Origin of the sequence: Streptomyces sp. NPDC051561 (assembly GCF_044454195.1) — a bacterium.
In the GTDB taxonomy this organism is placed as follows: domain Bacteria; phylum Actinomycetota; class Actinomycetes; order Streptomycetales; family Streptomycetaceae; genus Streptomyces.
The window spans coordinates 17,517-35,856 of the sequence record NZ_JBITDM010000041.1; the positions used below are offsets into that span (position 1 = coordinate 17,517).

At 72.2% G+C, this 18,340-nt stretch carries 14 protein-coding genes; 11 read left to right on the plus strand and 3 right to left on the minus strand.

Translation table 11 applies throughout. From position 1 onward, the window contains the following. Window positions 1–39 precede the first annotated feature (39 nt). On the plus strand, window positions 40–3,843 hold the full coding sequence (locus tag ACIA73_RS40445; protein WP_399444009.1) for a glycosyltransferase family 2 protein: 3,804 nt from the start codon (window positions 40–42) through the stop codon (window positions 3,841–3,843). Continuing rightward, window positions 3,840–5,324 (plus strand): DUF5719 family protein, encoded by a 1,485-nt coding sequence (locus tag ACIA73_RS40450; protein ID WP_399444010.1) that lies wholly within the window; start codon window positions 3,840–3,842, stop codon window positions 5,322–5,324. The genes ACIA73_RS40445 and ACIA73_RS40450 overlap by 4 nt, the downstream gene beginning before the upstream one ends. 286 nt (window positions 5,325–5,610) lie before the next feature. Here the strand turns inward: ACIA73_RS40450 and ACIA73_RS40455 are convergent, their stop codons facing one another. Further along, window positions 5,611–6,183 carry a metallopeptidase family protein gene (locus tag ACIA73_RS40455; RefSeq protein WP_399444011.1) on the minus strand — a complete coding sequence of 191 codons (573 nt, stop codon included), beginning with the start codon at window positions 6,181–6,183 and terminating at the stop codon, window positions 5,611–5,613. Between the two features lie 460 nt (window positions 6,184–6,643). Here ACIA73_RS40455 and ACIA73_RS40460 point away from each other — a divergent pair, with 460 nt between their 5' ends. The 8 genes from ACIA73_RS40460 (at window position 6,644) to ACIA73_RS40495 (ending at window position 15,823) form a co-directional block, all read left to right on the plus strand. Beyond that, window positions 6,644–7,081, plus strand: a complete 438-nt coding sequence (locus ACIA73_RS40460) for a DUF3499 domain-containing protein (protein WP_399444024.1) — start codon at window positions 6,644–6,646, stop codon at window positions 7,079–7,081. 111 nt (window positions 7,082–7,192) lie between these two features. Beyond that, window positions 7,193–8,557 (plus strand): phosphomannomutase/phosphoglucomutase, encoded by a 1,365-nt coding sequence (locus tag ACIA73_RS40465; RefSeq protein ID WP_399444012.1) that lies wholly within the window; start codon window positions 7,193–7,195, stop codon window positions 8,555–8,557. A gap of 784 nt (window positions 8,558–9,341) precedes the next feature. After that, window positions 9,342–9,524 (plus strand): Trm112 family protein, encoded by a 183-nt coding sequence (locus ACIA73_RS40470; RefSeq protein ID WP_399444013.1) that lies wholly within the window; start codon window positions 9,342–9,344, stop codon window positions 9,522–9,524. Window positions 9,525–9,604: 80 nt separating this feature from the next. Beyond that, entirely contained in the window at window positions 9,605–10,744 is a 1,140-nt protein-coding gene (locus ACIA73_RS40475) for an SIS domain-containing protein (protein WP_399444014.1), read from the plus strand. A gap of 148 nt (window positions 10,745–10,892) precedes the next feature. Further along, entirely contained in the window at window positions 10,893–12,101 is a 1,209-nt protein-coding gene (gene manA, locus ACIA73_RS40480; RefSeq protein WP_399444015.1) for a mannose-6-phosphate isomerase, class I, read from the plus strand. A gap of 107 nt (window positions 12,102–12,208) precedes the next feature. After that, window positions 12,209–13,186: a cation diffusion facilitator family transporter gene (locus ACIA73_RS40485; protein WP_399444016.1), complete on the plus strand. Its 978-nt coding sequence runs from the start codon at window positions 12,209–12,211 to the stop codon at window positions 13,184–13,186. A 347-nt stretch (window positions 13,187–13,533) separates the two neighbouring features. Next, window positions 13,534–14,991 (plus strand): adenosylhomocysteinase, encoded by a 1,458-nt coding sequence (gene ahcY, locus ACIA73_RS40490; protein WP_399444017.1) that lies wholly within the window; start codon window positions 13,534–13,536, stop codon window positions 14,989–14,991. Between the two features lie 184 nt (window positions 14,992–15,175). After that, window positions 15,176–15,823, plus strand: a complete 648-nt coding sequence (locus tag ACIA73_RS40495; RefSeq protein WP_399444018.1) for a hypothetical protein — start codon at window positions 15,176–15,178, stop codon at window positions 15,821–15,823. A 9-nt stretch (window positions 15,824–15,832) separates the two neighbouring features. Here ACIA73_RS40495 and ACIA73_RS40500 read toward each other — a convergent pair whose 3' ends face one another. Beyond that, entirely contained in the window at window positions 15,833–16,870 is a 1,038-nt protein-coding gene (locus ACIA73_RS40500; protein WP_399444019.1) for an RDD family protein, read from the minus strand. A 127-nt stretch (window positions 16,871–16,997) separates the two neighbouring features. On the opposite strand from ACIA73_RS40500, the gene ACIA73_RS40505 reads away from it, so the two are divergent. Further along, the gene (locus ACIA73_RS40505) at window positions 16,998–18,005 is read left to right on the plus strand and encodes a stage II sporulation protein M (protein WP_399444020.1); all 1,008 of its coding nucleotides are present in this window, start codon (window positions 16,998–17,000) and stop codon (window positions 18,003–18,005) included. A gap of 121 nt (window positions 18,006–18,126) precedes the next feature. Here ACIA73_RS40505 and ACIA73_RS40510 read toward each other — a convergent pair. Next, a partial coding sequence (locus ACIA73_RS40510) for a hypothetical protein (protein ID WP_399444022.1) occupies window positions 18,127–18,340 on the minus strand: 214 nt, incomplete at its 5' end.

The following is an 18,340-nucleotide window of genomic DNA, read 5'->3' on the forward strand; positions in this document are numbered from 1 at the left end:
GGGCGACCCCCGGACCCCGGCCGGAGGGCCCGTACGTCGATGTCCGTCAGCCAGTCAACGGCCCTGTACGAGGCCGCCGCCACCCCGCCCGAGTTCCCCCGGCACGTCGTCACCGCCGTACTCGTCTCCCATGACGGTGCGCGCTGGCTGCCCGACGTACTGGCAGGACTCCTGGGCCAGGAACGCCCCGTGCAGAACGCCGTCGCCGCCGACACCGGCAGCGCCGACGACTCGGCCCGCCTGGTCGCCGAGGCCCTGGGCGACGAACGGGTCCTGCACCTCGCCCGCCGCACCGGCTTCGGTACGGCGGTGGAAGAGGCCGTCCGCACCGCCGGGGTACTCACCCCCGAAGAACTCCCGTATCTGAAGAAGCCCAGCGGCTGGGACCCCGTCAGCCGCCAGTGGCGCGACGACGCCTACGACATGCCGGACCTGCCGCACGGCGAACCCGTGCAGTGGCTCTGGCTGCTGCACGACGACAGCGCGCCCGCCCCGGACGCGCTCGCCGAACTGCTGCGGGTCGCCGACTCCGACCAGTACGCCGCCGTCGTCGGACCCAAGCTGCGCGGCTGGTACGACAAGAAGCAACTGCTCGAAGTCGGCGTCTCGATCGCCAACAGCGGTCGCCGCTGGACCGGCCTGGACCGCCGCGAACAGGACCAGGGCCAGCACGACCAGGTGCGCTCGGTGCTCTCGGTGTCCAGCGCGGGCATGCTGATCCGCCGTGATGTGTGGGAACAGCTGGGCGGGTTCGACCGCCGGCTGCCGCTGATGCGCGACGACGTCGACCTGTGCTGGCGCGCGCACGCGGCCGGACACCACGTCCTGGTCGCCCCCGACGCCGTGATGCGGCACGCCGAGGCGGCCGCCCGGGAGCGGCGTACCGTCGACTGCGCGGGGCGCAACGTCGCCAACCCGCACCGGGTCGACAAGTCGGGCGCCGTCTACACGATGCTCGTCAACGCACGGGGCGCGGTACTGCCGTACGTCCTGCTGCGGCTGGTCCTCGGCACGGTCCTCAGGACGCTCGCCTACCTGGTCGGCAAGGTGCCCGGACAGGCCGTCGACGAAGTGACCGGGCTGCTCGGGGTGCTGCTGCGGCCGGGACGCGTCCTGGCCGCCCGCAAGGTGCGCGGGAAGGGAGCGGTCGAGGCGAGCGAGCTGCGGCCGCTGTTCCCGCCGCCCGGCGCCACCGTGCGGGCCACCGTCGAACAGGTCGCCGGATCCTTCGGCGGCAGCAACGAGGCCGAGACCGGCGGCTCCCGGCACGGCGCCGTCGAGAGCGGCCCCGGCGGCGACGACGCGGACTTCCTGGAGATCGACCAGTTCGCCCGCGTCAAGAAGGTCGCCCGCAAGCCGGGCCCGGCCCTCTTCGTGCTGCTGCTGCTCGCCTCCCTGATCGCCTGCCGCGGCCTGCTCGGCAGCGGCTCACTGGCCGGTGGCGCCCTGCTGCCGTCCCCCGACCTGGCATCCGAACTGTGGGCGCGCTTCGCCCACGCCTGGCACCCCACCGGCACCGGCGGCACCCAGAGCGCCCCGCCCTACCTGGCCCTGCTCGCCGGACTGGCCACCCTGCTCCTCGGCTCCACCCACGCCGCGCTGACCGTCCTGCTGGTCTGCTCCGTGCCACTGGCCGGGCTGACCGCGTACTTCGCGTCCAGGCCGCTGGTCGAATCAAGGCTGCTGCGCGCCTGGGCGGCCGTGGCGTACGCCTTCCTGCCCGCCGTCACCGGGGCGCTCGCGGGCGGCCGGATCGGTACCGCGGTGCTGGCCGTGCTGCTGCCGCTGATCGCGCGGTGCGCGGTCTCGGCGAGCGGGGCGCGGGCGGCCGGGCGTTCCAGCTGGCGGTCGGTGTGGGCGTACGCCCTGCTGCTCAGCATCGCGACGGCGTTCACCCCCGTCGTGTGGCCGCCGGCCGTGCTGCTCGGGGTGGGCGTCCTGGTGCTGCGGCGCGACGACCTGGTGGCGTACGCACTGCGCTTCCTGGCGGCCGTCGGTACGCCGATCCTGGTGCTCGCCCCCTGGTCGCTGACGCTGCTCACCGACCCGGCGTCGCTGCTGCGCGAGGCGGGACTGCCCTTCGGGGCGGGCTCGGCCACCGCGCTCGACCTGCTCGGGATCAGCCCCGGCGGGCCCCGGACGGCCGGTGGGCTGCTGCTGATCGGCATCGTGCTGGCCGCGCTGGCGGCCCTGCTGCGCGGCGAGCGGCAGTTCGCGATCCGCGCCGCCTGGGTGGTCGCACTGCTCGCCCTGGTCTTCGCCGTACTGTCCAACCAGGACGGCTGGGCCGGACCCGCCACCCTCCTCTACGGCCTCGCGCTGATCACCGCCACCGTGCTCGGCGCGGACGGCGCCCGTGAACGCGTCGCCTCGCAGAGCTTCGGCTGGCGCCAGCCGGTCGCCGTGCTCATCGCCGCCGCGGCGGCCCTCGGACCGGTCATCGCCGCCGTCGGCTGGATGTTCACCGGTGCCGACGGCCCGCTCGGCCGACAGGACCCGGTCCAGGTGCCCGCCTTCGTCGCGGAGGAGTCCGCCACCCGCGACCAGCCCCGCACCCTGGTGCTCGGCGGCAGCTCGCCGGACCAGGTGTCCTATTCGCTGGTACGGGGATCCGGCGGCCGCCTCGGTGACGCCGAACTCACCGCCGCGGCCGGGGCCACCCCCCAGCTCGACAAGATCGTCTCCAATCTGGTCGCGGGCTCCGGCGCCGACCAGGCCGACCAGCTCGGCGGCTTCGCCGTGCGGTACGTCCTGGTACGCGACGGGGCACCCCGCGAGATGAGCCGGGTCCTCGACTCCACCCCCGGCCTCAGCCGCCTCAGCCAGCTCGACGGCAGCGCCCTGTGGCGGGTCGACCAGCAGGTCGCCCGGCTCATGATCGTGCCGCCGGGGGAGAGCGCCGACCCGACGCCGGTCGCCTCCCAGGCCATCGAGGCGCACACCAGGATTCCGCAGGGCCCCGCCGGCCGCGTACTGCGCCTCGCGGACACCGCCGCACCCGGCTGGAAGGCCGTGCTCGACGGCCGCGAACTCACTCCCAGGACCGTCGACGGCTGGGCCCAGGGCTTCGAACTCCCCGCCGGAGGCGGCAAACTCGACCTGACCTACTCCGCTCCCGTCACCCGCACCGCCTGGCTGTGGACCCAGGGCGCGCTGGTCCTCGTCCTGGTGATCCTGGCGCTGCCGGGCCGCCGCCGCGAGATCGACGACGACCTCCCCGAGGAGGACGCACCGGACTTCCCGTCCGAGCCGGTCGAGGGCGAGGGCCGCCGGGCCCGCAGGCTGCGCGCGGCCGCCGAGTCGGAGGCCGCAGCGGCGGAACCCACTCCTCCGGTCGCCGACCCGTACGCCTCGCCGTACCCGGCCCCGGAGAGCGACGACTACGCGGCGGTGCCCCAGCAGACGTCGTACGACGAATGGGACAGCCGGACCTACGCGAACGCGGAGTACGGGCAGGGGCAGGGCGCCCAGGGGCAGTCCGCTCCGGGCCAGGAATACGCCGGGCAGGGCCAGTACGGCCAGGACCCGTACCAGCAGGGCTCCTTCGGCGGGCAGCAGCAGGGTTACGGCGACGGCGGATACGACCCGTACGGCTATGCCGCCCAGCCCGCCCAGCCCGCCCAGGGCCAGCAGGGCTACGACCCCTACGCGGGCGGCTACGACGGTCAGTCCGGGCAGCAGCCGCAGTACGACACCGGGCAGCAGCCGCCGGTGTACGACCCCGGCCCGTCGCAGCCGTACGACCCCGAGCAGCCCTCGCCGTACGACCAGGACAACGCCACCCAGCACGACGGCACCCAGCACGACGGCCGGCAGCGCCCCGACGGGAGCAACAACCGATGAACCGCAGCACCCTGTCCCTGCTCGCCGCCGCCACCGCCCTGGCCGCCGTCACCGGCCTCGCCGCCCTCGTCGCCCCCGAATCGGGCGCGGCCCCGGGTGCGGACAAGGGCACCCGGGCCGAGGCCGCCAGGCTGCCGGTGGAACGCTCCAGCCTGCTCTGCCCGGCGCCCAGCATCTCGGACCTGGCGGAGACGACGTACACCTCCTTCACCCCGAAGGGCAGCGGCGGCACCGCCAAGAGCGGCCGGGCGCAGCTGATGCCCCCGGGCGACAAACCGGGACAGAAGCCCGTCCTCTCCCTCACCGAACCCGGAAAGCCCGTCACGGCACCCGCGAAGGGCGCCGAGGCGCCGGCCCTGGTCGGCACCGCGGACGGCACGCTGGCCCCCGGCTGGGCCGCCCAGCAGACCACCACGGTCACCGCGGGCAGCTCGCGGGGGCTGCTCGGGGTGAGCTGCTCACCGCCGGACACCGACTTCTGGTTCCCCGGGGTGAGCACCGCGACCTCCCGGCAGGACTACGTCCACCTGACCAACCCCGACGACTCGGCGGCCGTCGCCGACGTCACCCTGTTCGGCCCCCAGGGGCAGCTGAAGTCCGAGGCGGGGGAGGGCATCACCGTCCCGCCGCACTCCAGCGTCCCGGTGCTGCTGTCCACGCTGGCGCCGACCCGGGTGGCGGACGCGACGGTGCACGTCACCACTCGTTCGGGCCGGGTCGCCGCCGCCGTGCAGGCGGTCGAGGACAAGGTGGGCAGCGACTGGCTGACCGCGTCCGCGGACCCGTCGGGCAGCCTGGTGCTGCCGGGCATCCCGGCCGACGCGACCTCGGTACGCCTGGTGCTGTTCGCCACCGGCGACAACGACGCCGACCTCAAGGTCCAACTGGCCGGACCCAACAGCTCCATCACCCCGGCCGGTGCGGCCGACCTGCACGTCAAGTCCGGAATGACGACCTCCGTCGACCTGAAGGACGTCACCAGGGGCCAGGCCGGCGCGCTGATCCTCAGCCCCTCCCAGGGCGGCCGCGCGGCCCCCGTGGTGGCCGCGGTGCGCGTCGTGCGCGGCGCCAAGGACCGCCAGGAGGTCGCCTTCGTCCCGGCCACCGCCCCGGTCGGCGCCCGCTCCACCGCCGCCGACAACCGCGCCCAAGGCTCGGTCCTCTCGCTGACCGCGCCCGGCGCGGCGGGGGAGGTGCGGGTGACCGCGTCGGCGGGCAGCGGCGGCGGCGAACCCGTCACCAAGACCTACAAGGTCAAGGGCGGCACCACCCAGGCGGTCGCGGCCCCCGTGCCCACCGGCCTCAAGGGCACCTACGCCCTCACCGTCGAAACCCTCCCCGGCGGCCCCGTCCACGCCTCCCGCATGCTCACCGTTCCCCAGGGCACCGTCCAGATGTTCACCATCCAACCCCTCCCGGACGACAAGGGCACCGTCGTAGTCCCCCACGCCAAGAACGACCTCTCAGTCCTCGACCACTGACAAGTCCCCCTCCGGGCCCGCCCGCCCTGATCACCCGAGCCCGCTCGGGCGGCGCGGGTCGCCTTCCCCGCCATGCCTCGCCCGCTTGGCCGGCGCGGGTCGCCTTCCCCGCCATACCCCAGCCCGCTTGGCCGCGCGGGTCGCCTTTCCCGCCATACCCCAGCCCGCTTGGGCGGCGGGGCCGCCCCCGGGGGCGGAACGGGTGGGCAAGGGGGCGGCCCCCGACGGAGTCGCACCCTCACCGCCCCGGCCCGCCCCGGCCCCGCGCGTCCGCCCCCGCTACCCCCTACTCCTGCCCATACCTCGGATCCACCGACTCCGGCGCCAACCCCAACAACTCCGCCACCTGCTCCACCACCACCTCGTGCACCAGCAACGCCCTCTCGTCCCGGCTCTTGGTCCGAATCTCCACCGGCCGCCGGTAAACCACCACCCGCGCAGGACGGTCCTCGGCCGACTCGGTCACCCCGCCCAGCGGCACCGCCTCGTCCGACCACTCCTCGGCCCCGTCCGCCCCCTGCGCCCGCGGCACATCAAGCACCACGAAGTCGACCTCGGCCAGCTGCGGCCACCGTCGCTCCAAACGCTCTACGGAGTCCCGTACGAGATCCCCGAACACCTCCGCCCTGCTGGCCGAAAGCGGCACCTGCGGCGGCGCCACCGGTCCCCGCATGCCGCGGCCGTGACGGTCGCGCCTGCGCGGACGCGTCCCGTCGGGCGACGCGGCCGCGGCCCGCGAAGCCGCGTGCGGCTCGGCGTGCGGCCCCACGGGCGACGCGGAAGGCGGCCCGGTCTGCGACTCGGCGGGCTGCGGGCCGGCGTGCGGCCCGGGGGATCGGTGCGGTCCGGAACTGTCCATCACTGACGCAGCGTAGCCCTCCCCAAGCCCCACCGACCGCCCTCCCGCCCCGCGCCCGTACCACCCCCTCGCCCAGCGCCAGCCTCGCCCAGCGCCAGCCCCGCCCAGCGCCAGCCCCGCGCAAGTACAGCCCCGCGCAGCGCCAGCCCCGCGCCCGCCCCGCCTCCCTGCCATCCCTCGCCCGCTCGGGCGGCCCTCCCCACGGAGTCGCACCCACCCCACCCCGGACCACCCCGACCCGTACCGCCACCCCTCCCCCCGTCCCCAGATGATCATTTCAGCCAAGTCGAGGCTCAATCCCGTACCTCAAACGACCACCGCCCCCACCCCACCCGCCCCCTTCGTCACCCTTCCTGCCCGAAACAACCCGCCCGTGACCCCGCCCACCCCCGCCCCACCGCAGGTCAGCGCGACCATTCCAGGACCGGCCGCAGTACCCCTCGCACGGCGACACGGTGGAGTGACGTCGGGGGCGAGTCGTCGCGGCCCGTTCAAGAGTGCGGTACCGTCCAACGTCGTGAGCCCTGTACGTCGCTGTTCGCGCACCGCGTGCGGCCGCCCTGCTGTCGCGACACTGACGTACGTCTACGCGGACTCGACCGCAGTTCTCGGTCCGCTCGCCACCTACGCCGAGCCCCATTGCTACGACCTGTGCGCCGAGCACTCGGACCGGTTGACCGCCCCCCGTGGCTGGGACGTGGTCCGCCTCACCGACGGCTCCGCACCCGCCCGCCCCAGCGGCGACGACCTCGAAGCCCTCGCCAACGCAGTCCGCGAGGCCGCCCGGCCCCACGACGCTCCCGCCGACCCCGACCGGGGCAGCGCACGCACGGCGAATCCGGCCTCCCCCTCCGCCGCTCGACGCGGCCACCTCCGGGTACTCCGCTCGCCCGAGTAGCACCACGCGTGGAACCACGCGCGCACCGCACTCCACCTGGTCCGACAGGTCTCGAAGAACCCCCGCACGGGTACTTTGGTTGTCCTCATCAGACTTTCAGGAGGGACGGCCGTGGCTGCTGATCTGTCGCAGATCGTGAAGGCGTACGACGTACGAGGTGTGGTCCCCGACCAGTGGGACGAGGCCCTCGCCGAGCTCTTCGGGGCGGCTTTCGTACGGGTCACAGGCGCGGACGCGATCGCCGTCGGCCACGACATGCGTCCCTCGTCCCCGGGGCTGTCCCGGGCCTTCGCCCGCGGGGCCGCCGCCCTCGGTGCGGACGTCACCGAGATCGGTCTCTGCTCCACGGACCAGCTCTACTACGCGTCCGGAGCCTTCGGCCTCCCCGGCGCGATGTTCACCGCCTCGCACAACCCGGCCCAGTACAACGGCATCAAGATGTGCCGTGCGGGCGCCGCCCCGATCGGTCAGGACACCGGCCTCTCGGAGATCCGCGCCCTGGTCGAGGAGTGGTCCGAAACCGGAGCCCCCACCCCCGCCGGCACCCCGGGCACCCTCACCCGGCGCGACACCCTCGCCGACTACGCGGCCCATCTCCTCTCCCTCGTCGACCTCACCTCCCTCCGCCCCCTGAAGGTCGTCGTCGACGCGGGCAACGGCATGGGCGGCCACACGGTCCCCACCGTCTTCGCCTCCCTCCCCGTCACCCTCGTCCCCCTCTACTTCGAGCTCGACGGCACCTTCCCGAACCACGAGGCCAACCCCCTCGACCCGAAGAACATCGTCGACCTCCAGGCCCGGGTCCTCGCCGAGGGCGCCGACCTCGGCCTCGCCTTCGACGGCGACGCCGACCGCTGCTTCGTCGTCGACGAACTCGGCCAGGGCGTCTCGCCCTCCGCGATCACGGCCCTGGTCGCCGCCCGAGAACTGGCCCGCAACGGCGGCAAGGGCACGATCATCCACAACCTGATCACCTCCTGGTCGGTCCCAGAGGTGGTACGGGAACACGGCGGCACCCCCGTCCGGACCCGCGTGGGCCACTCCTTCATCAAGCAGGAAATGGCCGACTCCGGCGCCATCTTCGGCGGCGAACACTCCGCCCACTACTACTTCAAGGACTTCTGGAACGCGGACACCGGCATGCTTGCCGCCCTCCACGTCCTCGCCGCCCTCGGCGGACAGTCCGCCCCCCTCTCCGCCCTTCTCTCCTCCTACGACCGCTACGTCGGCTCCGGCGAGATCAACTCCACCGTCGCCGACCAGTCCGCCGGCACCGCCGCCGTCGAAGCCGCCTTCGCCTCCCGCCCCGACGTCACCCTCGACCACCTCGACGGCCTCACCGTCACCTCCCCCGACTGGTGGTTCAACCTCCGCGCCTCCAACACCGAACCTCTCCTCCGCCTCAACGTCGAAGCGCGCGACCAACCCACCATGCAATCCCTCCGCCAAGAAGTCCTCTCCCTCCTCCACCCCTGACCCCCCCGCCACCCACACCGGCGAAGCCGCCCCCGGCCGAGCCTCCTGGTCTGCTTCCGGGAGGCTCCCCTCCCCAGGCCGCACCCACCTCCCCCCCCCACCGCCCGCAACGAACGAGGTCTGCCCCCGGCCGAGGTACCTGGTCGGCCTCGGAAGCTCCCCCCTCCGTGCCCGCGTGCGCCTCCGCCCAAAGCCCGTATCGGGTGAGGCCGCCCCCGGCCGTGGCTCCTGGGTTGCTTGCGGGAGGTTCCCCTCCGGAGGCCGACCTCGCCCCCGCTCGTCGCCCGTATCGGGTGAGGGTGCCCCCCGGCCGAGGCGTCTGGGTTGCCCGCGGGACGCTTCCCTCCCAGCACACCCCTCGCTCCGCGCCCGTATCGGATGAAGGCAGGCCCCGGCCAAGGTGCGGGCCGCCTACAGGAGCGCCCCCTCCCCAGCACGCAACCGTGAGCGAAGCGTGGCGGGGACTGCGGGCGCGGGGTCGCCACCTCCCAGTTGAGGGGGCCCGCCCGTACCGGTGAGGGCCTCGCGCCCCCGCCCTTCGTCGCCCCAGTCCGGGTCCACCCTCCCCGCCCCGCCAGGGGCGCGGGGAACTGCGCGAGCAACCAAGCCACCCGCACCTCCCCACCCGCCCCGCGGCCAGCGGTTCAGGGAAGGGGCGGGGCGGGGCAAAACCCATCGCGCCCGCACCCCACCCGCGCCCCACCCCACCACCGCACCCCCACCCCAGCGGTACGCTGACCAGGCCAACCCGCACCCCCGAGCCCCACCCCCGAAAGGACCCCTCATGCCCCTCGAATCCGGCCTCCTTGAGATCCTCGCCTGCCCCGCCTGCCACGCCCCCCTCACCGACGAGACGTCCGCGGCCACCCCTGAACTCACCTGCACCAGCAAGGCCTGCGGCCTGGCCTACCCGGTACGCGACGGCATCCCGGTCCTCCTCGTCGACGAGGCCCGCCGCCCCGCCTGACCCAGCCCCAGGCCCCCGCCCCACCCCTCAAGTCCCCACCCGCGCAAGCCACTCGCGCAAGGCGATCGGAGGCTTCACCCATGCTCGACGAGTCGCTCCTGGACGCTCCGGATTCCCTGGCCCGCGCCGACCACCGCGGCCTCCTCCGCGGCGCCGCCGAAGCCGGAGCCCGGGTACGGACCGCCGCCCGCCACGCCACCGAGGCCGGCCTCGCCGACCTCAAACCGGAAGGCCGTCCCCGCGCCGTCCTGATCGCGGGCCCGGGCGCCGCCGCCACCGGCGTCGCCGACCTGCTCGGCGCCCTCGCCGGCACAGCCTGCCCGGTGACCCACCTGCACCCGACCGGCGTCGCCCCCGCCGCAGGCGCCCTGCGCTGGACCCTCCCCGGCTGGGCCGGCTCCGTGGACCTCCTCCTGCTGGTGACGGCGGACGGCGCCGAACCCGGCCTCGCCCTCCTCGCCGAACAGGCCTACCGCCGAGGCTGCACCGTCGTCGCCGTCGCCCCCCAGCGCTCCCCGCTGAGTGAGTCCGTCAACGGAGTGCACGGCCTGGTCGTGCCCATGGCCACCGCCCCGTACGAGGAGTACGACGCAGGCGTCACCGCCGGCCCCGGAGCCCTCTGGGCACTGCTCACCCCGCTCCTGGTCCTGCTCGACCGAGTCGGCCTCCTTTCCGCCCCCACGGACACCCTCCAGCTCGTCGCCGACCGCCTCGACCACACCGCCGAACGCTGCGGCCCCGCCGTCGTGACGTACAGCAACCCGGCCAAGACCCTCGCCGCCGAACTGTCCGACTCACTCCCGCTCGTCTGGACCGAAGGCACCGTCGCAGGCCCGATCGGCCGCCGCTTCGCCGCCGTCCTCGCCGAACTCGCCGGCCGGCCCGCCCTCGCCGCCGAACTCCCCGAGGCCCTGCCCGCCCACGGCATGCTGCTCACCGGCTCGTACGCCGCCGGAGCCGACCCGGAAGACTTCTTCCGGGACCGGGTGGACGACGCCCAGGCCCTGCGCGCCCGCGTGGTCCTGCTCCGCGACCGCCCCACCGGCGGCCTCTCCGCAGCCCCCGCGGCCCGCGAACTCGCCCTCGGCCACGACACGCCCCTCAGCGAACTCGAACCCGAGGAAGGCGGTGAACTGGAAAGCCTCGCCGAACTCCTCGCCGTCACCGACTTCGCGACCGCCTACCTCTCGCTCGCCGCATCCACACCCCCCTCCGCCTGACACCTCCGTACACCCCGACCGAACCGGCCCCACCCGCCGAACCGATCCCCCGCACACCCCCCTTGCGCGCCACCCCTTCCGCACCACCCACGTCGCCTCGGACCTCCAGTCGTCCCCGCCCCACGGCCCGGGACCGAAAAGAGCCACCATGGACCGCCTCGCCAACACCGTGCGCCCCTACGCCTGGGGTTCCACTACCGCCATCCCGGAACTCCTGGGCACCGAGCCCACGAGCGAGCCGCAGGCGGAACTGTGGATGGGCGCCCACCCCGGCGCACCCTCCCGCATCACCCGCGCACAACCCGGCCGCACCCCGGAGCCCCAGGCACTCTCCGACGTCATCACGGCCGCCCCGGAGACGGAGCTCGGTCCGGCAGCGGTGAAGAAGTTCGGCCCGCGACTGCCGTTCCTCCTCAAGCTGCTCGCCGCCGGAGCACCGCTCTCGCTGCAGGTCCACCCGAACCTCGCCCAGGCGCAGGAGGGGTACGCCGACGAGGAACGCCGCCAGGTCCCGATCGACGCCCCGCACCGCAACTACAAGGACGCCAACCACAAACCCGAACTGATCTGTGCACTCACCGAGTTCAACGGACTGTGCGGCTTCGGAGTTCCCACCGCATCGGCCGAAATCCTCGAATCCCTCGGCGTCGATTCCCTCAAGCCGTACGCCGACCTGCTCCGCGCCCGCCCCGAGGAAGCCGCACTCCGTGAGGTCCTCACCGCCGTGCTGACCGTGGACCGCACCGAAATGGCCGCCACGGTCACCGAGACCGCCGCGGCGGCCACGCGTCTGGCCGCCGCCCCCGGAACCCCGGCCGACCGGGCCGCCACGTACAAGATGCTGGCCTCCCTCGCCCACCATTACCCGGGCGACCCCGGCGTCCTCGCCGCCGCCCTCCTCAACCACGTCCAACTCCAGCCCGGCGAAGCCCTGTTCCTCGGCGCCGGCGTGCCGCACGCCTACCTCGACGGTCTCGGCGTGGAGATCATGGCCAACTCTGACAACGTCCTGCGCTGCGGCCTCACCCCCAAGCACGTCGACGTCCCCGAACTCCTGCGCATCGTCCGCTTCGAGGCCACCGACCCCGGCGTCCTGCGCCCCGAGGCGTCCCCCGACAGCGAAGAGCTCTACGAAACCCCCATCGACGAGTTCCGGCTCTCCCGCTACGTCCTGCCGGAAGGCGGCGCTCCGGTACATCTCCCCTCCGGCGCCCCGCAGGTCCTGCTCTGCACGGCCGGCACCCCCCGCGCGGGCGAACTCTCCCTCGCCCCCGGCCAGTCCGTCTTCGTACCGGCGGGTGAAAAGCCCGAACTGTCCGGCCCGGGAACCGTTTTCCGCGCCACAGTGGTCGTCTGACGCACCGACGCTCTCCCTCCGCCGCACCAAGCTGCAACAATGTGCGGCCGTACCCCCGCGGCGCTCGGGCCGCAGCACCCAGGACACCCAGGAAGGACCCTGCACCCATGAGCGCGTCAGGCGGAACAAAGGCGATCGTGGCGGCACTCGCCGCCAACCTCGCGATTGCCGTGGCCAAGTTCGTCGCCTACCTCTTCAGTGGCTCGTCCTCGATGCTCGCCGAGAGCGTCCACTCGCTCGCCGACTCCGGCAACCAGGGCCTGCTCCTCCTCGGCGGCAAGAAGGCCAAACGCGAAGCCACTCCGGAGCACCCCTTCGGCTACGGCCGCGAGCGCTACATCTACGCCTTCCTGGTCTCCATCGTCCTCTTCACCGTCGGTGGCATGTTCGCCATCTACGAGGGCTACGAGAAGATCCACGACCCGCACGAGATCGACGCCTGGTACTGGCCGGTCGGCGTCCTCGTCTTCGCGATCATCGCCGAGAGCTTCTCCTTCCGTACGGCGATCAAGGAGTCCAACCACACCCGCGGCAACCAGTCGTGGAAGGACTTCATCCGCCGCGCCAAGGCCCCCGAGCTCCCGGTCGTACTCCTCGAAGACCTCGGCGCCCTGGTCGGCCTGGTCCTCGCCCTCGCCGGCGTCTGCACGGCCCTCGCGACCGGCAACGGCGTCTGGGACGGCATCGGCACCCTCTGCATCGGCGTCCTGCTGATCCTCATCGCGATCGTCCTCGCCGTGGAGACCAAGTCCCTCCTGCTCGGCGAAGCCGCCGGCACCGACTCCGTCGACAAGATCAAGGCCGCCGTCGTCGACGGCGACACCGTCACCGGCATCATCCACATGCGCACGCTCCACCTCGGCCCCGAGGAACTCCTGGTCGCCGCCAAGATCGCCGTCCAGCACGACGACACGGCAGCCGAGGTCGCCGCCGCGATCAACGCCGCCGAGGAGCGCATCCGCGTGGCCGTCCCCATCGCCCGGGTCATCTACCTGGAACCGGACATCTACAACGAGAAGGCGGCCGCCGCGGGCGAGAACCCGGGCCGCACCCCCGGCGGCCCCGCCGCAGAGTCCGGCCACTGATCCCGGACCCCCTCCTCCGAAGGCCCCTGCCCCGCCCGGGCAGGGGCCTTCACCGTTCCCCTCCGACCCGCGGAATGTCCGGAAGATGCGAATTGCCGCACTTGGAGCATGAATTCAAGCCAGGCTCGACTCTCACACCGCAGGCGGGCTGGGGGGCGCTGGGCCGATCGGTGTAGGTTCGTAACCTAGCCAGACGTCGCTGCTGATGGCGGTCGGGCGGTCCTGCGGACCGGCCGAGGGAGAGAGGGCCTCCGACGGACTGCGCTGCGAGTGCCCGGGCATTCGTGTGCCCGCCGCCGCAGATCAGCCGTAACCACCTCGAACCACCTCACGAGGAGCAGCTCTTCATGACGACTGTCGCCACCGGCCAGGACTTCAAGGTCGCCGACCTCTCCCTCGCCGCTTACGGCCGCAAGGAGATCACTCTCGCCGAGCACGAGATGCCCGGCCTGATGTCGATCCGCAAGGAGTACGCCGAGACGAAGCCGCTCGCCGGCGCCCGCGTCACCGGCTCCCTGCACATGACCGTGCAGACCGCCGTGCTCATCGAGACCCTCGTCGCGCTCGGCGCCGACGTCCGCTGGGCCTCCTGCAACATCTTCTCCACCCAGGACCACGCCGCCGCCGCCATCGCGGTCGGCCCGAACGGCACCCCCGAGGACCCGCAGGGCGTCCCGGTCTTCGCCTGGAAGGGCGAGACCCTTGAGGAGTACTGGTGGTGCACGGAGCAGGCACTGACCTGGCCGAACACCCCCACCGGCGGCCCGAACATGATCCTGGACGACGGTGGCGACGCCACCCTCCTCGTCCACAAGGGCGTCGAGTTCGAGAAGGCGGGCGCCGCCCCGGACCCGTCCACCGCGGACTCCGAGGAGTACGCCTACATCCTGACGCTCCTCAACCGCACTCTCGGTGAGAGCCCCCAGAAGTGGACCCAGCTCGCCTCCGAGATCCGCGGCGTGACCGAGGAGACCACCACCGGCGTCCACCGCCTGTACGAAATGCACCGGGACCAGACCCTCCTTTTCCCGGCGATCAACGTGAACGACGCCGTCACCAAGTCGAAGTTCGACAACAAGTACGGCTGCCGCCACTCCCTGATCGACGGCATCAACCGCGCCACCGATGTCCTCATCGGCGGCAAGGTCGCGGTCGTCTTCGGCTACGGCGACGTCGGCAAGGGCTGCGCGGAGTCCCTGCGCGGCCAGGGCGCCCGTGTCATCGTCACCGAGATCGACCCGATCTGCGCCCTCCAGGCAGCGATGGACGGCTACCAGGTCGCCACTCTCGACGACGTCGTCGCGACCGCCGACATCTTCATCACCACCACCGGCAACAAGGACATCATCATGGCCGCCGACATGGCCAAGATGAAGCACCAGGCCATCGTCGGAAACATCGGCCACTTCGACAACGAGATCGACATGGCCGGCCTGGCCAAGATCGACGGCATCGTCAAGGACGAGGTCAAGCCCCAGGTCCACACCTGGAAGTTCCCCGACGGCAAGGTCCTGATCGTCCTCTCCGAGGGCCGCCTGCTCAACCTGGGCAACGCCACCGGACACCCCTCCTTCGTGATGTCCAACTCCTTCGCGGACCAGACGCTGGCCCAGATCGAGCTGTTCACCAAGCCGGAGGAGTACCCGACCGACGTCTACGTGCTGCCCAAGCACCTCGACGAGAAGGTCGCCCGTCTCCACCTCGACGCTCTCGGCGTCAGGCTCACGACCCTCCGCAAGGAGCAGGCCGACTACATCGGCGTCCAGGTCGAGGGCCCGTACAAGCCGGACCACTACCGCTACTGAGCAACCGGCACCACGCCGCCCAGCAGCAGTGGAAGGCCCCAGCCCCGCCGGGTGACAGCAGCAGCCGCCCCAAGCCGCAGCGCACTGTCTCCCGGCCCGGGCCCGGCCCTCAGGCAGGCCCCCGGACTCCACCCCGGGGGCCTGCCCCGTGCCCGGCCCCGCAAGACCCGAACCCGAGGACCCCATGCCCCGCGGCCGATATTCGCTCCACGACCCCCACGACCACACCCCTCTCGGCGAAGAACACTTCCACTGCGCACCAGGCCCCTCCGGCTGGCGCTACGTCTCTCAGACCACCACCTCCTCCGGCGACCACGCCGGCTCCGTCGACCTCGCCCTCGACGACCTCGGCCGCCCCATCCGACTCGAACTCCACGCCTCCAGCTGGCAGGTACGGGGCGCCGCCATCGACGGCGTCACCTGGGTCCGTACCGACCCCGCCGGAGTTCACGCCACCGAAGGCAATGTCCGCGCCCACGCCTTCACCGGCACCTCCCCGGCGTTCCTCGTCGCCACCGCCCGCCTCCTGCGCCTCACCCCCACTTCCCCCGCCACCCGCGTCCGCCTGGTCGCCTTCACCGACCCGGTCCTGGCACCACGTACGCTCGACCAGTCCTGGGCCTTGGTGAAAAGCGAAGCACACGCCACTGACAACGGCCCCCTGATGGTGGACGAGTACCAGGTCAACGCCCTGGACACCGGTGAACAACACCAGATCCACATCGCCGGCGACGTCGTCCTCTCCGCCCCGGGCATCGAACTCGAACACCTGGAAACCCCACCGTCGGCATTCCCCTCAAGCCCCACAGACCCCAGCAGCACCACCTTCTAACCAGGCGGTCTAGCCAGGCGGCGCAAACCCAGTGGCCGACGGCCGGTCCGCCCTCCGCTTCTCGGACGCACCCGGCTCCGACACGGGTGCCGTCTCCGGAACAGGCGCCGGCACGGGAAAGCCTGCTTCCCGCAGGGCAGTTGCCGCCGCCTCTCCACTCCCGCCCCGATACCCGGGCGACGCAAACGGTGAGACACCCCCTGCCCCTTCACCCGCGGCCGAAGCAACCACCGGAGCCGGAACAGAAGCCTGAGACGAAGCCGAAGCCGAAGCCGAAGCCGAAGCCGAAGCCGAAGCCGCCGCCCGGTGAGCCCGCCTGCCGTCCCGAACCTGCCGCTCCTGCACCACAGCCGCCAAGTAGGCCGCCGACGGCACCCCGGGCGGCACCGGAACCCCGGTAAAGCCGGCCAGATCTCCGGCCAGCCTTCCCGCCATGGCCCCACCGACCTGCGGGTCCAACTGCCCCATCCGAGTCAGGTATTGACGTACGGCAAGCCACAGCCCGTCCGGCACCCGCGAGAGATCCAATCCGGCAAACCGCCCCACCAACCACGGGGGAGGGGGCGGCACGGCCCCGGCCCGCCCGGCCGAGACCCGCTCCCGCACCACGAGCGTCCCGGCGAACACATCCCCGATCCGCCGCCCCCGCTCGGACACCAGCGACGCAATACAGGCAACGACCCCAAAGGTCATCAGAATCTCGACAACCCCCACAGCGCCGCGCACCAGCGCGTGCCGAAAGCGAATCGGCCCCCCGTCATCCCGCACCACCCGCAACCCACAGGCGAGCTTCCCGAGCGACCGCCCCCGCGTGAGCGTCTCCACCGCGATCGGCGCTCCCACGAGCACCAGCAGGAACGAAGCCACCATCACCGCCGCGGTCGCCGCCGGGTCCAACGAAGCAGTCGCCAGCGCCAGTCCCAACGTGACGCCGATGTACGCCGCCCCCACCACCGCCAGATCGATCAGAATCGCCAGCGCCCGGCTCGGCAACCGCGCGGGCCGCACCCCCAGCACGACCGCGTCGCCCGTCACGAACTCACTCACCGGTACCCACCTCTCCGCTGCCCTTCCCCACCCCTGAAATCCTCAGTCTGCCAAGCTGATCCCCAGCGCGTGCAGTGCTGTGCCTTCCCGCCGGACCCGGACCCAGTGCCTGGAGCAGCAGCCGACCATGGACCTCGACGTCTTCGTGACCGCCCACCACGCCGAGTGGGACCGCCTCGACCAGCTCCTCGGCCGGGGCCGTCGGCTCACCGGCACCGAGATCGATGAGTTGGTCACCCTCTACCAGCGCACCTCCACCCATCTCTCGCTCATCCGCTCCACCACCCCGGACCCCACCCTCATCGCCCGCCTGACCCAACTCGTGGCCAGGGCTCGCTCCTTCGTCACCGGCACCCGCCGAGCCACCTGGCGCGACGCGGCCCACTTCCTCACCACGGGCTTTCCCGCCGCCGTCTACCAATCACGCCGCTGGTGGATTCCCACCGCACTTCTCTCCACACTGCTCGCCGTGGCGATCGGCTGGTGGATCGCAGCCCACCCCGAGGTCCAGTCCTCCATCGGAGCTCCCGCCGACCTCCGTGAGATGACCAGGCCCGGCGGCCAGTACGAGACCTATTACTCCAGCCACCCCGCGGCGTCCTTCGCCGCCCAGGTCTGGACGAACAACGCCCAAGCAGCCGCCATGTGCCTCGTCCTGGGCGCGTTCCTGTGCGTGCCGGTCCTCTGGATCCTCTTCCTCAACATGCTCAACCTCGGTGTCGGCATCGGCCTGATGTCCTCCGCCGGCCGCCTGGACACCTTCGTGGGCCTGATCCTTCCGCACGGCCTGCTGGAGCTCACCGCCGTCTTCGTCGCTGCCGGTACGGGCCTTCGCCTCGGCTGGACCCTCATCGACCCGGGCCCGCGCACTCGCCGTTCAGCCATGGCCCAGGAAGGCAGAGCCGCGCTGGGAATGGCGATCGGGCTGGCCCTGGTCCTCTTCGTGTCGGGTCTGATCGAAGGCTTCGTCACGCCGTCCGGCCTCCCCACCTGGGCCCGCATCACCATCGGAATCGGGGCTGAGGCCGCATTCCTGCTGTACGTCTATCTGTGCGGCGGACGAGCAGCCCGGGCCGGCGAACGCGGAGATGTGGAACGCATCGACCGCAACACTGAGCTCCCCACCGCAGCGTGATGTGCAGAAGAGCCCTCTGACCTGCTAGTCTCCTCCTCGCCCCAAAAACCATTGACATGGTTCGAAGGGGGAGGTAGATTCGAACGGTTGCCTTGAGCTGGACAAGCTCGATGGCGACAAGCTAGTCTCTAGCTCGCTCTCCCGGAATATCAATTCCATTGAGAGCCTCTTCAGATTCCCTTTCAGAATCACGCAGCCGATTCGCTCGGCCAAAATGCTTCTGATAGAGTCGGAATCGCCGGAAAGGGAAAACGCGAAAGCGAAGAACCTGAAAGGCGCCGAGGAAATCGGAACGGAAACGGTCTGATAGAGTCGGAAACGCAAGAACAGAACAA

Excerpts from the sequence above, each read along its gene's own strand:
- ACIA73_RS40445 (WP_399444009.1), top strand. The coding sequence starts at position 40 with ATGTCCGTCAGCCAGTCAACGGCCCTGTACGAGGCCGCCGCCACCCCG.
- ACIA73_RS40450 (WP_399444010.1), top strand. The coding sequence starts at position 3,840 with ATGAACCGCAGCACCCTGTCCCTGCTCGCCGCCGCCACCGCCCTGGCC.
- ACIA73_RS40455 (WP_399444011.1), bottom strand. The coding sequence starts at position 6,183 with ATGGACAGTTCCGGACCGCACCGATCCCCCGGGCCGCACGCCGGCCCG.
- ACIA73_RS40470 (WP_399444013.1), top strand. The coding sequence starts at position 9,342 with ATGCCCCTCGAATCCGGCCTCCTTGAGATCCTCGCCTGCCCCGCCTGC.
- ACIA73_RS40475 (WP_399444014.1), top strand. The coding sequence starts at position 9,605 with ATGCTCGACGAGTCGCTCCTGGACGCTCCGGATTCCCTGGCCCGCGCC.
- manA (WP_399444015.1), top strand. The coding sequence starts at position 10,893 with ATGGACCGCCTCGCCAACACCGTGCGCCCCTACGCCTGGGGTTCCACT.
- ACIA73_RS40485 (WP_399444016.1), top strand. The coding sequence starts at position 12,209 with ATGAGCGCGTCAGGCGGAACAAAGGCGATCGTGGCGGCACTCGCCGCC.
- ahcY (WP_399444017.1), top strand. The coding sequence starts at position 13,534 with ATGACGACTGTCGCCACCGGCCAGGACTTCAAGGTCGCCGACCTCTCC.
- ACIA73_RS40495 (WP_399444018.1), top strand. The coding sequence starts at position 15,176 with ATGCCCCGCGGCCGATATTCGCTCCACGACCCCCACGACCACACCCCT.
- ACIA73_RS40505 (WP_399444020.1), top strand. The coding sequence starts at position 16,998 with ATGGACCTCGACGTCTTCGTGACCGCCCACCACGCCGAGTGGGACCGC.